11 protein-coding genes are annotated in these 14,996 nt (G+C 64.5%); 6 read left to right on the forward strand and 5 right to left on the reverse strand.

Annotation, left to right across the window (positions count from 1 at the left end; all coding sequences use genetic code 11):
- The first annotated feature begins 189 nt into the window (after window positions 1–189).
- Together ACIPUB_RS12695 and holA are read left to right on the forward strand one after the other, a co-directional pair.
- Window positions 190–2,748 (forward strand): ComEC/Rec2 family competence protein, encoded by a 2,559-nt coding sequence (locus tag ACIPUB_RS12695; RefSeq protein WP_407607710.1) that lies wholly within the window; start codon window positions 190–192, stop codon window positions 2,746–2,748.
- A 63-nt stretch (window positions 2,749–2,811) separates the two neighbouring features.
- Window positions 2,812–3,810 carry a DNA polymerase III subunit delta gene (holA, locus tag ACIPUB_RS12700; RefSeq protein WP_407607711.1) on the forward strand — a complete coding sequence of 333 codons (999 nt, stop codon included), beginning with the start codon at window positions 2,812–2,814 and terminating at the stop codon, window positions 3,808–3,810.
- A gap of 797 nt (window positions 3,811–4,607) precedes the next feature.
- Here the strand turns inward: holA and rpsT are convergent.
- Together rpsT and ACIPUB_RS12710 are read right to left on the reverse strand one after the other, a co-directional pair.
- Window positions 4,608–4,868 carry a 30S ribosomal protein S20 gene (rpsT, locus tag ACIPUB_RS12705; RefSeq protein ID WP_264268938.1) on the reverse strand — a complete coding sequence of 87 codons (261 nt, stop codon included), beginning with the start codon at window positions 4,866–4,868 and terminating at the stop codon, window positions 4,608–4,610.
- A gap of 318 nt (window positions 4,869–5,186) precedes the next feature.
- The gene (locus ACIPUB_RS12710; RefSeq protein WP_407607712.1) at window positions 5,187–7,031 is read right to left on the reverse strand and encodes an FAD-dependent oxidoreductase; all 1,845 of its coding nucleotides are present in this window, start codon (window positions 7,029–7,031) and stop codon (window positions 5,187–5,189) included.
- Between the two features lie 226 nt (window positions 7,032–7,257).
- On the opposite strand from ACIPUB_RS12710, the gene ACIPUB_RS12715 reads away from it, so the two are divergent.
- Window positions 7,258–8,286 (forward strand): AraC family transcriptional regulator, encoded by a 1,029-nt coding sequence (locus ACIPUB_RS12715; protein ID WP_407607713.1) that lies wholly within the window; start codon window positions 7,258–7,260, stop codon window positions 8,284–8,286.
- Window positions 8,287–8,336: 50 nt separating this feature from the next.
- Here ACIPUB_RS12715 and ACIPUB_RS12720 read toward each other — a convergent pair whose 3' ends face one another.
- Window positions 8,337–8,912, reverse strand: a complete 576-nt coding sequence (locus tag ACIPUB_RS12720; RefSeq protein WP_407607714.1) for a type II toxin-antitoxin system PemK/MazF family toxin — start codon at window positions 8,910–8,912, stop codon at window positions 8,337–8,339.
- A 134-nt stretch (window positions 8,913–9,046) separates the two neighbouring features.
- On the opposite strand from ACIPUB_RS12720, the gene lepA reads away from it, so the two are divergent.
- Together lepA and hemW are read left to right on the forward strand one after the other, a co-directional pair.
- The gene (gene lepA / locus ACIPUB_RS12725) at window positions 9,047–10,891 is read left to right on the forward strand and encodes a translation elongation factor 4 (RefSeq protein WP_407607715.1); all 1,845 of its coding nucleotides are present in this window, start codon (window positions 9,047–9,049) and stop codon (window positions 10,889–10,891) included.
- A gap of 2 nt (window positions 10,892–10,893) precedes the next feature.
- Window positions 10,894–12,123 (forward strand): radical SAM family heme chaperone HemW, encoded by a 1,230-nt coding sequence (gene hemW, locus ACIPUB_RS12730; protein WP_407607716.1) that lies wholly within the window; start codon window positions 10,894–10,896, stop codon window positions 12,121–12,123.
- A 91-nt stretch (window positions 12,124–12,214) separates the two neighbouring features.
- Here hemW and ACIPUB_RS12735 read toward each other — a convergent pair whose 3' ends face one another.
- Window positions 12,215–12,628 (reverse strand): DUF4870 domain-containing protein, encoded by a 414-nt coding sequence (locus tag ACIPUB_RS12735; protein ID WP_264268932.1) that lies wholly within the window; start codon window positions 12,626–12,628, stop codon window positions 12,215–12,217.
- Between the two features lie 200 nt (window positions 12,629–12,828).
- Window positions 12,829–13,683: a DUF3097 family protein gene (locus ACIPUB_RS12740; protein ID WP_407607717.1), complete on the reverse strand. Its 855-nt coding sequence runs from the start codon at window positions 13,681–13,683 to the stop codon at window positions 12,829–12,831.
- A gap of 280 nt (window positions 13,684–13,963) precedes the next feature.
- Between ACIPUB_RS12740 and hrcA the strand changes: the two genes are divergently transcribed.
- Window positions 13,964–14,977 (forward strand): heat-inducible transcriptional repressor HrcA, encoded by a 1,014-nt coding sequence (gene hrcA, locus ACIPUB_RS12745; protein ID WP_264268930.1) that lies wholly within the window; start codon window positions 13,964–13,966, stop codon window positions 14,975–14,977.
- Window positions 14,978–14,996 lie beyond the last annotated feature (19 nt).

Consider the following 14,996-nt stretch of genomic DNA (forward strand, 5'->3'; position numbering starts at 1 on the left):
CAACGTCTTTCTGGAGTCGCTGCATGTCGCTGGTTATTTAGGGCGGGCACCCACCACCATCTCTGGACTATCTCGTCGATCTTGTCAGCGAGAAGCCCCGTGCCAACAAACAGCACATAATCAAGTCGTTCTCCACAGCCGGACTCCGTCCAGAGGGCACGTCACCACGGATCGTGTGGACTTGAGGGCATGGGCTCTGACGAGTGGTGCGATCGTGCCGCAAGAAGCCAGTGGAACCTGGCTCCCGTCACGGGCAGGCTTGCGGATCCCCTGGTCGGTGCATTGTCCCGGCGGCCGAAGGGGGAAAAAGACGAGGACTCCGGCCCCCTTGACTTGCGGGGATGCTGGGCGTTGGCCGGGGCATGGGTGGCGGCGTTGGGCGGGGTGCAGCTGGGACAGCTGCACCAGGTGCTCTGGGCAGTGGGTTTGTGGTTGGTGGCCGGTGCAGGTCTTCTGGCGTTGCTGCGCCCCCGGCATGGGCGGCTGGGCCCGGCCGCGACCCCCAGCTTTGCCGCACCCGCCCTTGGCTGTGCCGCGGCAGCCCTGGTGTTCACGCAATTGTTCTTGTCCGGGGCGGGCGCGAACCCTGACTCGCTTGAACAGGCAGCCCGCGCCGGGACCCCGGTCCGCATCCAGCTGTCCTTTACCAAGGTCCCGCGGGCAGGAACGCAGACTGACAAGTTCTCCGAAGATGCCCGTCCGCACCGGCAATTCACCGTCGACGCGCGTGCCGTGGCTGTCACCGGTGACGGTTCCTGGCGGAGTTCCGGGGTGCCCGTGCGGCTCAGCTACCCCGAATCCCGGGCACCGGACATTCCGCTGCGCGGCGGCAGCACCGTTGAAGTGCTCGCCACGGTTTCGAACAGCGAACCAGGGGACAGGCAACGCTTCTGGCTCAATGCCTCCGCCGATCTCTTGCCCCTGGGCAACCCGCCGGCGCCGGACGTATTCCAGGGAATGCGGGAACGCTTCGTCGGTGCCAGCGAGGCACTTCCACAATCGGCCCGGGCGCTGCTTCCGGGCATGGTGTTTGGTGACCGCAGCGGGGTGGACGAGGAACTGTCGGAAGCGATGAAGGTTGCCGGACTGTCCCACCTCAGTGCTGTCAGCGGGGCAAACTGTGCGATGGTGCTTGGCTTTGTCATATCCGTCGGCCGTTTGCTGGGATTGGGTCGGTTGCCCACGCTGGGCTTGGGCTTGGCGGCATTGCTCGGTTTCGTGTTCCTGGTGGGCTACGAACCCAGCGTGTTGCGCGCAGCGGTGATGGGCACCATTGCGGCCGTGGGCCTGCACGCGTCCCGCGGCAGGAATGCATTGGCGGCCCTGACTCTGGCCGTGGTGGTCCTGTTGGCCATCGATCCGTGGTTGGCCGGCGAGCCGGCATTCCAGCTTTCGGTCCTGGCCACTGCCGGCATCGTGATTATCGGCAGGCCGATGGCGGCACGGTTGAACCGGTGGGTGCCGTCCATCGTGTCCGATGGAACGGCCATTGCCTTGGCCTCGCAGATCGCCTGCCTGCCGGTGCTGGTGGCGCTTAGCCCGACCTTCTCGCTGTACTCGGTGCCGGCAAACCTCCTGGTTTCACCATTCATTTCCCTCATCACGGTGGCAGGGACGCTCGCCGTGGTCGTCCTGATGGTGTTCCCGCTGGCGGGAATGGCGCTGGTGTGGGTGGCAGGCATGCCCACCATGGTGGTGGGCCTCGTAGGAACCTGGATTGCCGCTCTCCCGGGGGCGCTGCGTCCATGGCCGGTCGGGGTGGCGGGCGTCCTGCTGGCCTGGGGAATTGTCTTGGGAACCCTGCTTGCCCTGGGTCACGTGCATCCCGCCGCAGGATCTTGGCAATCACGCATGGGGCTGGCGGCGCAGGGCGTGGTGACGGGGTTGTTGCTCGGGCTGCTGCTGCCGGTCACCGCACTGGTACCGGCACCGGCCGTCGATTGGATGGTGGTGTCCTGCGACGTTGGCCAGGGCGACGGGTTGCTGATCAACGCCGGGGATGCCGGGGCGGTGGTGGTTGACACGGGCAAAACAGCCGAAGACATCGCTGCATGCCTGAAGCGGATGCGCGTCACGCGGGTCGCTGCCCTGTTCATCACCCATCGCCATGCCGACCACGACGGCGGGATTGCAGGGGTCGGCACCCGGCGACCGGTTGACAAGATCTACTACTCGGCTGCTGACGACCCCGCGGATCCTCCGCACCTGACCGACTCCCGGGGCAGCCTGGTGACCGCCAGCCAGCTTGGATCGGGGGCGACCGGAGCTGCAGGCCCCGTGGCCTGGAAGGTCCTGGGCCCGATCCCGGACGGTGTGTTCACGGGAGAAAACGACGCGTCCCTGGTCGTCCGCTTCGAGATAGAGGCGGACGGTTTGCAGCGGCGCATTTCCATCCTGGCAACCGGGGACATGGAGGACGAGGCTATGGACCAGCTGATCGACAAGGGGCTGATCGGACACGCCGACATCTTGAAGGTGTCGCACCATGGTGCCGAGAACGGTGGCGTGCGCACGGCGCCAACCGTCCGTCCGGCTCTGGCCTTGATCAGCGTGGGTGCAGACAACACCTATGGGCACCCCTCGGATGAGGCCTTGCAGGCACTCGAGGAGAACCACGTGGCAGTCTTCCGCACCGACCTGCGGGGCACCATCATCGTTGGCTGGGACGGGAAGTCGCTTCGGGTCTCGTCATTGGGTCCGACAGCGGAACGGACGTCGACACGGGAACCGTCAAAGGGTGGGGAATGATGAAGCATTTGGCGTTGGAGATAAGATCGATGGGATTCGTTAAACACTATGTAAGGGTCGGTCATGGCAGCGCCACGAGGCACATCCAAGAATGCGGGCATTTCATGGCGGTCAGTGGCGCCCGCCCCGTTGATCCTGCTGCAGGGCTCCGAGGAGCTGCTTGCCACCAGGGCCTTCGAAACCGTGCGCAACACCTTGCGTGCGGGTGCCGAGATCGAACTGACCCGCTTTGAGGCCAACAGCTACGAGCGCGGGGAAATGCTGCTGGCTTCCAGCCCGTCGCTCTTCAGTGAAACCAAGCTCATCGAGGTCCGCGGGCTGGCCACCATGAACGAGGATTTCCTCAACGACACCCTCGCCTACGCGAAAGCCCCGGCACCTGAGGTCACCTTGATCATGCACCACGGAGGGGGAGTGCGCGGCAAGAAACTGCTTGACGCACTCAAGGCCGCCGGCGCGGTGGTCGTTGATTGCCAGCCGTTGAAAAAGGACGCGGAAAAGATCGACTTCGTCACCCAGGAGTTTCGGACGGCCAAGCGCAAGCTAAGCGCCGAAGGCGCACGCGCCCTGGTTGCCGCCCTGGGCAGCGACCTGTCCGAATTGGCCGCAGCCTGCTCCCAGCTCCTGCAAGACACCACCGGCGCCATCGACCAGGAAATGGTGGACAAATACTACGGCGGTCGCGTGGAGGCCACGGGATTCAAGGTCGCCGATGCCGCGCTGGCCGGTCGGGCGGACATCGCGCTGAGCACGCTGCGCCACGCCCTGGCCACGGGCACCGATCCGGTGCCGATTGTCGCCACGCTGGCCATGAAGCTGCGCCAAGTCGCGAAGGTTGCCGGGGCACGCAAATCCTCCGGTCAACTGGCCAGCGAACTGGGCATGCCGCCCTGGCAGGTCCAGCAGGCCCAGGAGCAAGCTCGGCATTGGAACGTCGATGACCTTGCCCGTTGCATCCGGCTTGTGGCAGAGGCGGATTCGCAGGTCAAGGGCGCCTCGCGTGACCCGGAATACGCCGTTGAGCGGGCCGTTACCCAGATTTCGTTGGCGGCGCGCCGCTAGTTACGGCAGGTAACGCCACGCGGCGCCGGCCGAAAACGATCAAGACAGTTTGCACGTGGCCTCACCACCGGAATGCCCACGGCCATTTCCAAACCCCAATCCAAGGGGCAAGCCATACGCGGGTTGGGACGCTAGGATCGACACACGAAACGGCGGTGGAAATTCGTGCTTGCCGTTGGCGTGTTTGGGGTTCTCATCGCTCTTGTTTTGGTTGTAGTGCGACCCGGTCTCGCGTGCCCGGCAGTGGGGTACGCGGATCTGGGCGACGTTGAGCTTGAATTTACCAGCGAGCCGGACTCGGTTGCTGCCTGCTTCGGGGACGAGTGCACTCCACAACCCGTCCAGAGATCTGACGACGGCAAATGGAAAGTTCCGCAGTCCTACCCCTACATGCCGCAAGATTCGGACCTGCATGGCAACGTAAGGCCGGGCAACGTCACCGCCATTCGAATCATGGCTGCGCGCCCGTCAGCCGCACCGATCGTCAGTATTATGGCCATCCGTTCGGAACCTGCCGAAGGCGGCCAGTTCTGGTCCACGTGTCCTGGTCCAACGAGGTACATGCCGGTGCAGGTTCCCTGAGAACGTCAGTGGCGGCATCATGGTCGATTCGGAGCATCGGCTGGTACCGACAATCATTGTGATACAAAAATCGCCCGGCCGGGAATACTGCAGGAGTATCCCATGGCCCCCTGTGATCCCCGGCTTCGAAGAACCATATGAGTGGTTAAACACGAAAGGCTCCCTTTCCCCTAGATATGGAGGAAAAGGAGCCTGACGATTCAGTGAAGCAATCCTTAGAGGGCGTTAACCTTCTTGGAGATGGCCGACTTGTGGTTGGCTGCGTTGTTCTTGTGCAGCACACCCTTCGTGGCGGCCTTGTCGATCTTGCGACCAGCTGCAACGAGTGCTGCTGATGCTGCATCCTTGTCTTCGGCTGCAACGGCAGTGTTCACTGCGCGGATTGCGGTGCGAAGCTCGGACTTGACGGCAGCATTGCGCTGGCGCGACTTCTCGTTGGTGAGAATGCGCTTCTTCTGGGACTTGATATTAGCCACTGTATTAAACTCTCTTGCTCATCGCTTGTATGGTCGGTGAGGGATATCTTCCGGGCCATTGACTGAGCGGCGTGGGGATACCTATGGCGACCCGGGAGAAGTGCCCGTCGACCTGCGCGGACACACAAGAAATAATACTAGCAGGTTCGGATGGCCATCACGAGTCGTTACCGCCCGCCGTGACTGTGAGCTACTTCTGCCGTGGCGAAGCGGGGTTCGCAGGTTTGGCCATGTATGGAGTTGCCCCGCATGGACGACGAACGGCCCCTGACCGTGAAGTCAGGGGCCGTTCGTGCCACAGAAGTTACCTGTATCTATCTAATGGGCAAGTTCCATCAGGTCCTCCATCGATATGCCGGTGTCGGTGGCCGGACGCCCCAGGATCGAGGACAGCACCTCGAAGAGCGCGGCCTGCGGGTCTTCAACCATGCGATGCGACCTCCAGCCGATGTGCTTGTCAGGGCGGACCAAGATAACGCCGTCTTCCTCGACTTCTCGTTGGTGCAGCCAGTCTCCGTAGAGGTCCTGCACCTCGAGGCCCTCGCCGATGACCACGGCTACCAGATCGATGCCCAGCCGGGAGCCGAGCTTGACCGCCGCATCCGCCCATGCCTGCCCGGTGATGCCGGTGAATAGCGTGAACTGGGTGCCCTTGGCGATGTCGTGGGTGGAGAACTTCCGGTCCCTGTCTCCGATCCAGGCATGCGGCAGGCGCAGTCCCGGATAGGTGGACTTCTGGTGGTGGAGCATCGGGTCTTCCGTTGGCTCCGGGCGTGTGCCGCCGTCGGAAACCACCGCGCTCGATTCGTAGAACTGGCCGATCTCGGTGCCTTGGGCGTTGAATTCGTAGTCCTTGTTGTCCAGGGCCTCCCGGAGCGCCTTGCGGCGTGCCGCGCCTTCGGGGGAGTTCTCCTTGCGCAACTTGAGCTTCTCGATGAACTCCTCGTCCGTTGCCGCATCCGTGACTCCCAGGGCATCGAAGATCGGCTTGTACTCGCGTCCCGAGTCGTTGGCCCGCGTGACGATCTGCTTGGCGACTGGCGCACGTTCCACCGAGTAGGTCTCCAGCAAGTCCTCCCCGGCCTGGCCCTTGAGTACTGCCGCTAGTTTCCAGGACAGGTTGTACGCGTCCTGGATGGAGGTGTTGGAACCCAATCCGTGGCTTGGCGGGTGCTTGTGAATGGCGTCACCCGCACAGAAGACGCGTCCCTTCTGCAGGTGCGTGGCATATTGCTCGTTGTTTCCCCACAGGGAGTAGCCCAGGATCTCCACCTCGAGGTCGTCGATGCCCACCAGGTTGCGGATGACCCTGATCGCTTCGTCGTTGTCGAGCACCGGGGGTTCCCCGTTGATGTCGAAACCCCAGCAGATCAGCCATTCGTTCCAGGGGCGGACCATCCGGATCAGTCCGGCGCCGAGGCCGCCGATGTTGGAGCCGGGGTTGAAGACCCAGTAAAGGATGGAGGGGCGGTGGGCCGCGAGGTGTGCGAGGTCCGCCTTGAAGGTGATGTTCATGGAGCCGCCGATGTCCATGGCGCCTTCCATGGGCAGATCGATGTCGGCGGCTACCTTCGAGCGGGCGCCGTCGGCACCAATGAGGTACTTGGCGCGGATCGTGTACTCGTGCCCGGTGAGCCGGTTCAGTACCTGCACGCTTACGCCCTCGCTGTCCTGGGTGTGTCCCAGGTACTCGGTGGAGAACTGCGTCTGGGTGCCGCGCATGGTGGCGTTCTTCAGCATGATCGGTTCCAGAAGTGTCTGCGGGATGTCGCAGGGCATGGACGGGGAGGCCAGTTCGTAGTCGGCCCGGCGGTCCGGGCGCAGCCCCCAGGTGGGCCGGCGCCCGATTTCCTCGCCGGCCATGGACTCGCAGTAGACGGTGTCGCCCATCAGCTCGTGGGGTGTCGCCTCGGCCAGGACCTGGTCCTCGATGCCAGCATCGCGCAGCACCTCCATCGTGCGCTGGTTGGTGATGTGCGCCCGCGGGGTGTTGGCTGTCCAGCGGTATTTGGTGATCATGATGTTCGGGATGCCCTGGTTGGACAGGAACAGTGCGGCCGAGCTGCCGGCAGGACCGGATCCGACGATCAGTACGTCGGTCTGGACCACGTTCGCGGTCTCCGGAGAAACGGTATCGGTGATTCCATCATTGAAAACAGGCATTGCGTGCCTCTCTTACTTGGACTGGTGCTCACTGCCCGGGGCGGGTGGAGCTGGGTATGCCACGAGTGTTGCAGCTCACATGCCCACGGTGGGTGGCCCTTCGCTTTGCTGGCCGCACAGTTGTAAAAGATGTCCGCTGAGTGCAAAACCCCTCGGACACCCTTGGAGGCCGGTGGCGGGGTAGCGTCTTTTGGTCCGTTGTGATTCCGGATACAATTGGGGCTCCATGGGCCACAATCAAGATGATGCCGAACGGGCATCCGTTGCCGAGCAGGGACAAGACCGCGCAGTTGCGCCCGGATCCAGGCCGGCCAAGCAACTGCGCTTCAGCACCAACGGCATTCCGGCAACGAATCGGATTGAGTTGTGGGAGCACCACAACGCCAAGGCGCTTATTCCCCTGGACATCAGGACCATTGATGAGGAGCCGCTTGAGGCCAGGGAAGTCAGCCTGGGCTACGGCTCGCTCAGGTTTGGCGGCGTCACCGGCAGTGCCCAAGTCGTGGAACGCAGCGAACGTTTCATCCGGCGGAATCCCACGGATGCGATAGCCGTCTTCTTCACGCTTCGCGGGGAGGCGCTCTTCTACCATCGCGATGGCCACGAGATCGTGAGGCCCGGCCAGGCCATCATCTGCGACGCGGACCGCCCGTTCATGCGCGGTTTCAGCAAGGGACTGAAGGAAATGGTCCTGACCATCCCGCGTGAAGAATACCTGGAGCTTTCCGCGGGACAGCCGCTGCTCAAGCCCCGGATCATCGATTTCAGCCAGGGGGCGGCGTCAAACCAGCAGATGCGCGCGCTGGCCGGACTGGTTAGCTCCACACTCTCCGGGCAGCCAGGGAATCGGCCGTGTCCCGAAGGCTCCGCCCTGGACCTGCTCCAGATCCTGGTATCAGGAGGAAGCAGGGAGGCCGGTGCCGGGTACCTGGCTGCGGCGCATGCCCATATCGAAGACCATTTGTGCGACCCGGAACTCGGGACGGCCAAGATAGCTGCTGCCATCGGCATCAGCGAGAGGCACCTCTCGCGCATCTTTTCCGAAGCGGGGGAGCCACCCGGCAGCTACATCAGGGAGCGGCGCCTGGAGCTGGCCCGGGGCATCCTGACCGACCCTGCCAGGCAATCGGTGCCGGTCGGGTCGGTGGCCCTGCAGGTCGGCTTCGCGTCGCAAAGCTATTTCACGCGCGCCTTCAAGTCCCATTACGGCATCACGCCGTTGGCGTCGCGCCGCGAGGCACAGTGGGGCACCTAAGGGGATAGGTCCGGCAACGGATCTTGCCGCCGGTTCGCGGTGAGGTTGAATCAGGCCGCGGCGAGTCGTTCGGCGACACGGGTAAAGGCCTGCTGGCCCAGGATCGCGCCCTCGCGACGGATTCCCGCCTCGTGCAGGCGAATGACCCGATCCAATTTCACTTCGCTGGGACGGCCCTGCCGATCCCAGGCGCCGGTGCCGATGTCCACATAGTCACGGTCCTGGGCCTGCCCGTTGTTGCGGTCCTTGGAGGTGAGCATCAACGCCAGCAGATACTGACCGTCGCGCCCGACCAACAACACCGGGCGGTCCTTGCCCTGCGCGTGGTCCTCCTCGTAGGGAACCCAGGCCCACACGATTTCACCCGGGTCCGGGCGTCCGTCGGCGCGCGGGGAATACGCTGCGTTTACCGCACCCCGGAAGTCCCCGGGGTAGCCGCCGAACTCCCAGCTGGCGGTCTCGTCCGAGGCCGGAGACGGGGCAGAGGCCCGCCTGCGGGTCGCGGTGGAGCCGGGGCGATTGCCGGCCGGGCGGCCGGTGCTGCGCTGCTGCCTTGCCGCGCCCCTGAGGGCTGATTCGAGTGCGCGGCCCAAGAGCCTGAGGATGGAGGCGGTGTTGAACTTCATGTGGTCAAACTACCAGTTCAGTCATGCTCCTGAGTCGCAATGCGACACCGTGCCCCAAGCATGGGAGAATGGCCTGTGCGAAGTATTTTGCACCCCCCTGAACATTTTCGTCCCCCATTAGCGAGGTCCCTTACGTGTCACCCATGGCCCGCACCGCACCGGTGCCTGCCGCGACTGATCCGGCGATCATCAGAAACTTCTGCATCATCGCCCACATCGACCACGGCAAGTCGACCCTGGCCGACCGGATGTTGCAGCTCACCGGAGTCGTCTCCTCACGCGATATGAAGGCCCAGTACCTGGACCGGATGGATATCGAGCGCGAGCGCGGCATCACCATCAAGTCCCAGGCCGTTCGCATGCCGTGGGAGGTCGATGGACAGTCCTACGCGCTGAACATGATCGACACCCCCGGGCACGTCGACTTCACCTACGAGGTCTCGCGTTCGCTGGCCGCCTGCGAGGGCGCCATCCTGCTGGTTGACGCTGCCCAGGGCATCGAGGCCCAGACGCTGGCGAACCTTTACCTGGCCATGGAGAATGACATGACGATCATTCCCGTGCTCAACAAGATCGACCTTCCGGCAGCGCAGCCCGAAAAGTACGCCGCCGAGATCTCCAAGCTCATCGGCTGCGACCCGGAGGATATCCTCCAGGTATCGGGCAAGACCGGCATGGGCGTCGAGGCGTTGCTGGACAAGGTCGTCCGCGACCTGCCGGCACCGGTAGGCGATCCGAACGCCCCGGCCCGGGCCATGATCTTCGACTCCGTGTACGACACCTACCGTGGCGTTGTCACCTATGTCCGGGTCGTGGACGGCAACCTCTCGCCGCGCGAAAAGGTCCAGATGATGTCCACCGGCACCGTCTACGATCTGCTGGAAATCGGTGTTTCCTCCCCGGAGCCAAAGCCGAGCAAGGGCCTGGGCGTCGGCGAGGTGGGCTACCTGATCACCGGCGTGAAGGATGTGCGCCAGTCAAAGGTCGGCGACACCGTCACCAACTTCGCCAAGCCGGCCGCCAAGTCCCTGGGCGGCTACCAGGACCCCAAGCCCATGGTGTTCTCCGGCCTGTACCCGATCGACGGTTCTGACTACCCGGCCCTGCGCGATGCGCTGGACAAGCTGCAGCTCAATGACGCCGCGTTGACCTACGTCCCGGAGACCTCCGTGGCCCTGGGCTTCGGTTTCCGTGTCGGTTTCCTGGGCCTGTTGCACTTGGAAATCACCCGTGAGCGCCTCGAGGCCGAATTCAACCTTGACTTGATCTCCACCGCACCCAACGTGGTGTACGAGGTCATGACCGATGACAAGAAGCTGCGCACCGTGACCAACCCGAGCGAGTTCCCCGACGGGAAGATCCTCGAGGTCCACGAGCCGATGGTGGCCGGCACGATCCTGGCGCCCAACGAATTCGTCGGCGCCATCATGGAACTGTGCCAGTCACGCCGTGGTGTCATGCGCGGCATGGACTACCTCTCCGAGGAACGCGTGGAGATCCGGTACTGGCTTCCGCTGGCGGAAATCGTCTTCGATTTCTTCGACGTGCTGAAGTCAAAGACCCGCGGTTACGCCTCGCTGGACTGGAAGGCCGACGGCGAGCAGGTCTCGGACCTGGTCAAGGTCGACATCCTGCTCCAGGGCGAACAGGTCGACGCATTCAGCGCCGTCACGCACCGCGACAAGGCCTACGCCTACGGGCTGATGATGACCCAAAAGCTGCGCGAACTGATTCCGCGCCAGCAATTCGAGGTGCCGATCCAGGCAGCCATCGGTTCACGCATCATTGCCCGTGAGTCAATCCGCGCCATCCGCAAGGACGTTTTGGCCAAGTGCTACGGCGGTGACATCAGCCGCAAGCGCAAGCTGCTGGAAAAGCAGAAGGCCGGCAAGAAGCGGATGAAGATGGTCGGCCGCGTGGAGGTTCCCCAGGAAGCCTTCATCGTCGCCCTGTCATCCGACGAGCCCAAGAAGAAGTAGCAATGCCTTCTGCCTTGCCCCTCGGGGACCCGGCGCCGTCGGACGGGTTGCTGCCGGCAACCTGCGCCGAGGGCGCCGTGGACCGGAGTTTTTCGGTCTACGTCCATATTCCGTTCTGCGCGGTGCGCTGCGGTTACTGCGACTTCAACACCTACACGGCGCATGAGCTGGGCTCCGGTTCCAGCCAGGACACCTACGCCGAGGCGGTTTCCGCGGAAATCGCCTTTGGCGCGAAGGCCCTGGAGGAATCGGGCGTGCCGCGGCGCGAGGTCTCCACCGTCTTTTTCGGCGGCGGAACCCCCACGCTACTGCCCGCCGGGGACCTGGTCCGGGTGCTGGCCGAGATCCGCACCCAGTGGGACCTGGCGCCCGACGCCGAGGTCACCACCGAGGCCAACCCGGATTCGGTGACGCCCGAATCCCTGCGGCTGTTGGCCGACGGCGGGTTCACCCGCGTGTCCATCGGCATGCAGTCGGCGGTCCCGCACGTCCTGAAGACCCTTGACCGCACCCACAACCCCGCGCGGGTTGGCCAGGCCGTGCAGTGGGCCAAGGACGCCGGCCTGCAGGTCAGCGTCGACTTGATCTACGGCACCCCGGGGGAGTCGATCGAGGACTGGCGCACCAGCGTGGCCACGGCCTTGTCCTACGATCCCGACCACATTTCGGCCTATGCGCTGATCATCGAGGAAGGCACCCGGCTGGCCGGGCAGATCCGCCGCGGTGAAGTCGCCAACATCGATGACGACGACCACGCCGACAAGTACCTGATCGCCGACGAGCTCTTCGCCGCCGCCGGATACAAATGGTATGAGGTCAGCAACTGGTCCAAGGACGAATCCGCACGGTGCCTGCACAACCTTGCCTACTGGCAGGGCGGCGACTGGTGGGGAGCGGGCCCCGGAGCGCACTCACACGTGGGCGGGCTGCGCTGGTGGAACGTGAAGCACCCGGCCGCCTACCAGCAGCGCATCGACGCCGGCACCTCTCCGGCGGCAGGACGGGAAACCCCTGACGCCGAGGCGCGCTACCTGGAGAAGGCGATGCTGCTGACCCGCATCGTGGATGGAATGGACACCGCGGACCTTGAGCCCGCGGGCCGCAAGGCCATTGCCGGGCTGATCGCCGATGGACTGGTGGTGCCCGAGGCGGCCTTCGCCAGGAAGGTCGTACTCACCCTGCAGGGCCGGCTGCTGGCCGATGCCGTGCTGCGGCGTTTGCTGGATTTCTAGTCCCAGGCGATTTGGCAGGGCACAAAGGAAGGTGTGGTCGGAAACCCCGAGGGGCTTTCGACCACACCTTCCTTTTTTGTACGTTTCGCTGCTACCGGAAGAGACGCAGGTTCAATCCGTAGCGGTAGGGGCGGGACTTGTTGACGTTGATTCCCGCACGCACTCCGCTGATGGTCAGGAAGAGCCAGATGGCCACCACCAGGATCGCGAAGATCCAGCCAATCCCGGGGATCATCGAGAACAGGTGCAGCACGATGGCCAGGACGGTCAGCGGGAAGGTGAAGTTCAGCGCTTCCCTGGATTCCTGGGCAGTGAACGGGCCGCGCGCCCGGAAGACCGCGTAGATGACCAAGGAGGGAATGCAGCCCAGGATCGCGCCGAAGTGGGCGATCATGGCCCATTGGCGATCCTCGGAGGGGGTCAGAGGCAGGGGCGCGGCCGAGGAACCTTCGAATCGATCCGACTGGCTGTCGCCGCCGGGAGCATTTCGTGCCTCGTTTACCACTGCTGATGTCCTCTTCGTTGGGTTGGGTGAACCGTTGGCCAGTTTATCCCCAATCGGGTGACACCGGCGAACACGAAATGCCGTTCGTTGCGCAATTGGGACCAGCCGGCGGATTTGGCCGGGATTCCGCGTTATCCCCGATGGTCCCACGTGCCCGTTCGCGTCGGCGCGGTGATCAACCTCACGTGCGGATCGGCGGGTCAGTGGTCCCCGGCGGTCAGGAAGTCGATGACTTCCTCGACCCGGCCCAGCAGCGACGGTTCCAGATCGGCGTAGGAGCGCACCTGGCCCAGGATCCTCTCCCAGCCCTGGGCGACATCGATTTGCTCCTGGTGCGGCCACCCCAGCCCCTTGAGGATGCCGGTCTTCCAGTCGGTGCCGCGCGGCACGACCGGCCACGCCCTGATCTTCAGCACGGAGGGGCGGATGGCCTGCCACACATCGACGTAGGGGTGCCCGACGATCAGTACGTTGCCGGCAGCGCCGGGCACGCGCATCGCCTCGGCGGCGATCCTTGCCTCCTTGGTTCCTGCCACGAGGTGGTCGACCAGGATGCCGAGCTTGCGCTGCGGGGAGGGGGCGAAGGCACGGATGGCACCGGCCAGGTCGTCGACGCCGTGCAGCGGTTCGACGACGATGCCCTCCACGCGCAGGTCGTGGCCCCACACCTTCTCGACCAGCTGGGCATCGTGCTTGCCCTCGACCCAGACGCGGCTGGCACGCGCCGTGCGTGCCTTCAGGTCGGCGACCATGCGCGAGCCGGAGGCGCTGCGTGCGGTTCCCTGGGGAGCCGGGGGAGCAGCGGCGGGTTCGATGATTTCCACCGGCTCGCCCTCGAGCAGGAAGCCGAAGCCGGCGCGGAAGGACTTGGTGCGTCCGTGGCGGTCCTCGAGAACCAGCACGCGCATGCCGCCGGATTTTTCGGTGCGAACCACCTCGCCGACCCATCCGCTTTCCACGTCCTCCAGCAGCAGGCCGCGGGCCAGCGGGACCTTGCGCAGTGTGCGTTTCCTGGGGGCGCTGATGTCCTGGGCGCCCCAGCCGTGGTAGCTCATCGTGTCACTTTCAGCTAGTGGTCAACAGGTCCCGGACCGATGCACGCAGCGGATTCGTTTGCCAGGGGCCGGGCAGCGTTCCGCCCTCCCGCTGGCTGATGTGTCGAACGCGGCATCGCGGTCACGGACCAAACCATGCTAACAAGGGATGCGAAAGGTATTAGACTTAGCAGTTGAACGTGTCGAGTGCCAATGCCTGCCGTCGGGCCTCGGTGCGCGCCCGGGGGTGTGGACACTGCCCCCTAGACCATGGTGATCCGGCTTGCTGGGAGAGGTGAGAATGACCGAACCACGTAGGCTCGAAGTCCTTCGAGCCATCGTTGAGGACTACGTGCAGTCACGGGAGCCCGTTGGTTCGCGTGCCCTGCTCGATCGCCACGATTTGGGCGTCTCCGCCGCCACGATCCGCAACGACATGGCATCGCTGGAGGAAGAGGGGCTCATCGTGGCCCCGCATACCTCCTCCGGGCGGATCCCCACGGAAAAGGGCTACCGGCACTTCGTTGACCAAATCGGGGACATCAAGCCGCTCTCCGGCGCGGAACGACGCGCCATCGCGGCGCTGCTCGAGGGGTCCCACGACGTCAACGACGTGCTGGAAAACACCGTGAGGCTGCTGGCCAGCATCACCCGGCAGGTTGCCCTGATCCAGGTGCCGCACTATTCGAATGCCACCGTTCGCCACATCGAATTGGTGGGACTGGGCGGCGGGCAGACCCTGGTGGTGCTCATCGCCTCCAGTGGCAAGGTCGAACAGCGCGTGATCCTGCTCCCGCCCTCCTTGGGGGAGTCGGACCTGCAGCAACTGCGCGCGGTGCTTCTCTCCGTCCTGGACGCCAAGCCGATATCCGACGTCGTCCGGCTCGCCCAGGGCGTCCCGGAACTCGTCGAGCCGCGCCTGGCACCGGCGGTCCGTGCGTTGGCCGAGGCCCTTGGCGCCCTGGCGCGCAATTCCTCGGTGGACAGGATCCTCACCGCCGGCACCGCGAACCTGGCCCGCGCCAACCTGGATTTCCCGCTAAGCATCACCCCGGTGCTGGAGGCGCTCGAGGAACAGGTGGTGCTTTTGCGCCTCTTCTCCGAGCTCGAACAGGACGCCCACGGCATTGCGGTGGGCATCGGCACGGAAAACCAATACGGCGCCCTGACCGAGGCCTCGGTGGTCGCCACCGGATACGGTCCCGGCGAGCAGGCCATGATCGGCGTGCTGGGTCCGACGCGGATGAACTATCCCACCTCGATGGCCGCGGTTCGCGCCGTCGCCCGATATCTTTCCCGAATCCTGGCCGGCTAATGCGGGTCGAAACATATTT

Origin of the sequence: Paeniglutamicibacter sp. ORCA_105, from assembly GCF_045798545.1 — a bacterium.
GTDB lineage: Bacteria > Actinomycetota > Actinomycetes > Actinomycetales > Micrococcaceae > Paeniglutamicibacter > Paeniglutamicibacter sulfureus.

Coding starts and splice junctions, on each gene's coding strand:
- ACIPUB_RS12740 (WP_407607717.1), bottom strand. CDS start 13,683: ATGAGCTACCACGGCTGGGGCGCCCAGGACATCAGCGCCCCCAGGAAA.
- ACIPUB_RS12695 (WP_407607710.1), top strand. CDS start 190: ATGGGCTCTGACGAGTGGTGCGATCGTGCCGCAAGAAGCCAGTGGAAC.
- hemW (WP_407607716.1), top strand. CDS start 10,894: ATGCCTTCTGCCTTGCCCCTCGGGGACCCGGCGCCGTCGGACGGGTTG.
- holA (WP_407607711.1), top strand. CDS start 2,812: ATGGCAGCGCCACGAGGCACATCCAAGAATGCGGGCATTTCATGGCGG.
- ACIPUB_RS12720 (WP_407607714.1), bottom strand. CDS start 8,912: ATGAAGTTCAACACCGCCTCCATCCTCAGGCTCTTGGGCCGCGCACTC.
- ACIPUB_RS12710 (WP_407607712.1), bottom strand. CDS start 7,031: ATGCCTGTTTTCAATGATGGAATCACCGATACCGTTTCTCCGGAGACC.
- ACIPUB_RS12715 (WP_407607713.1), top strand. CDS start 7,258: ATGGGCCACAATCAAGATGATGCCGAACGGGCATCCGTTGCCGAGCAG.
- hrcA (WP_264268930.1), top strand. CDS start 13,964: ATGACCGAACCACGTAGGCTCGAAGTCCTTCGAGCCATCGTTGAGGAC.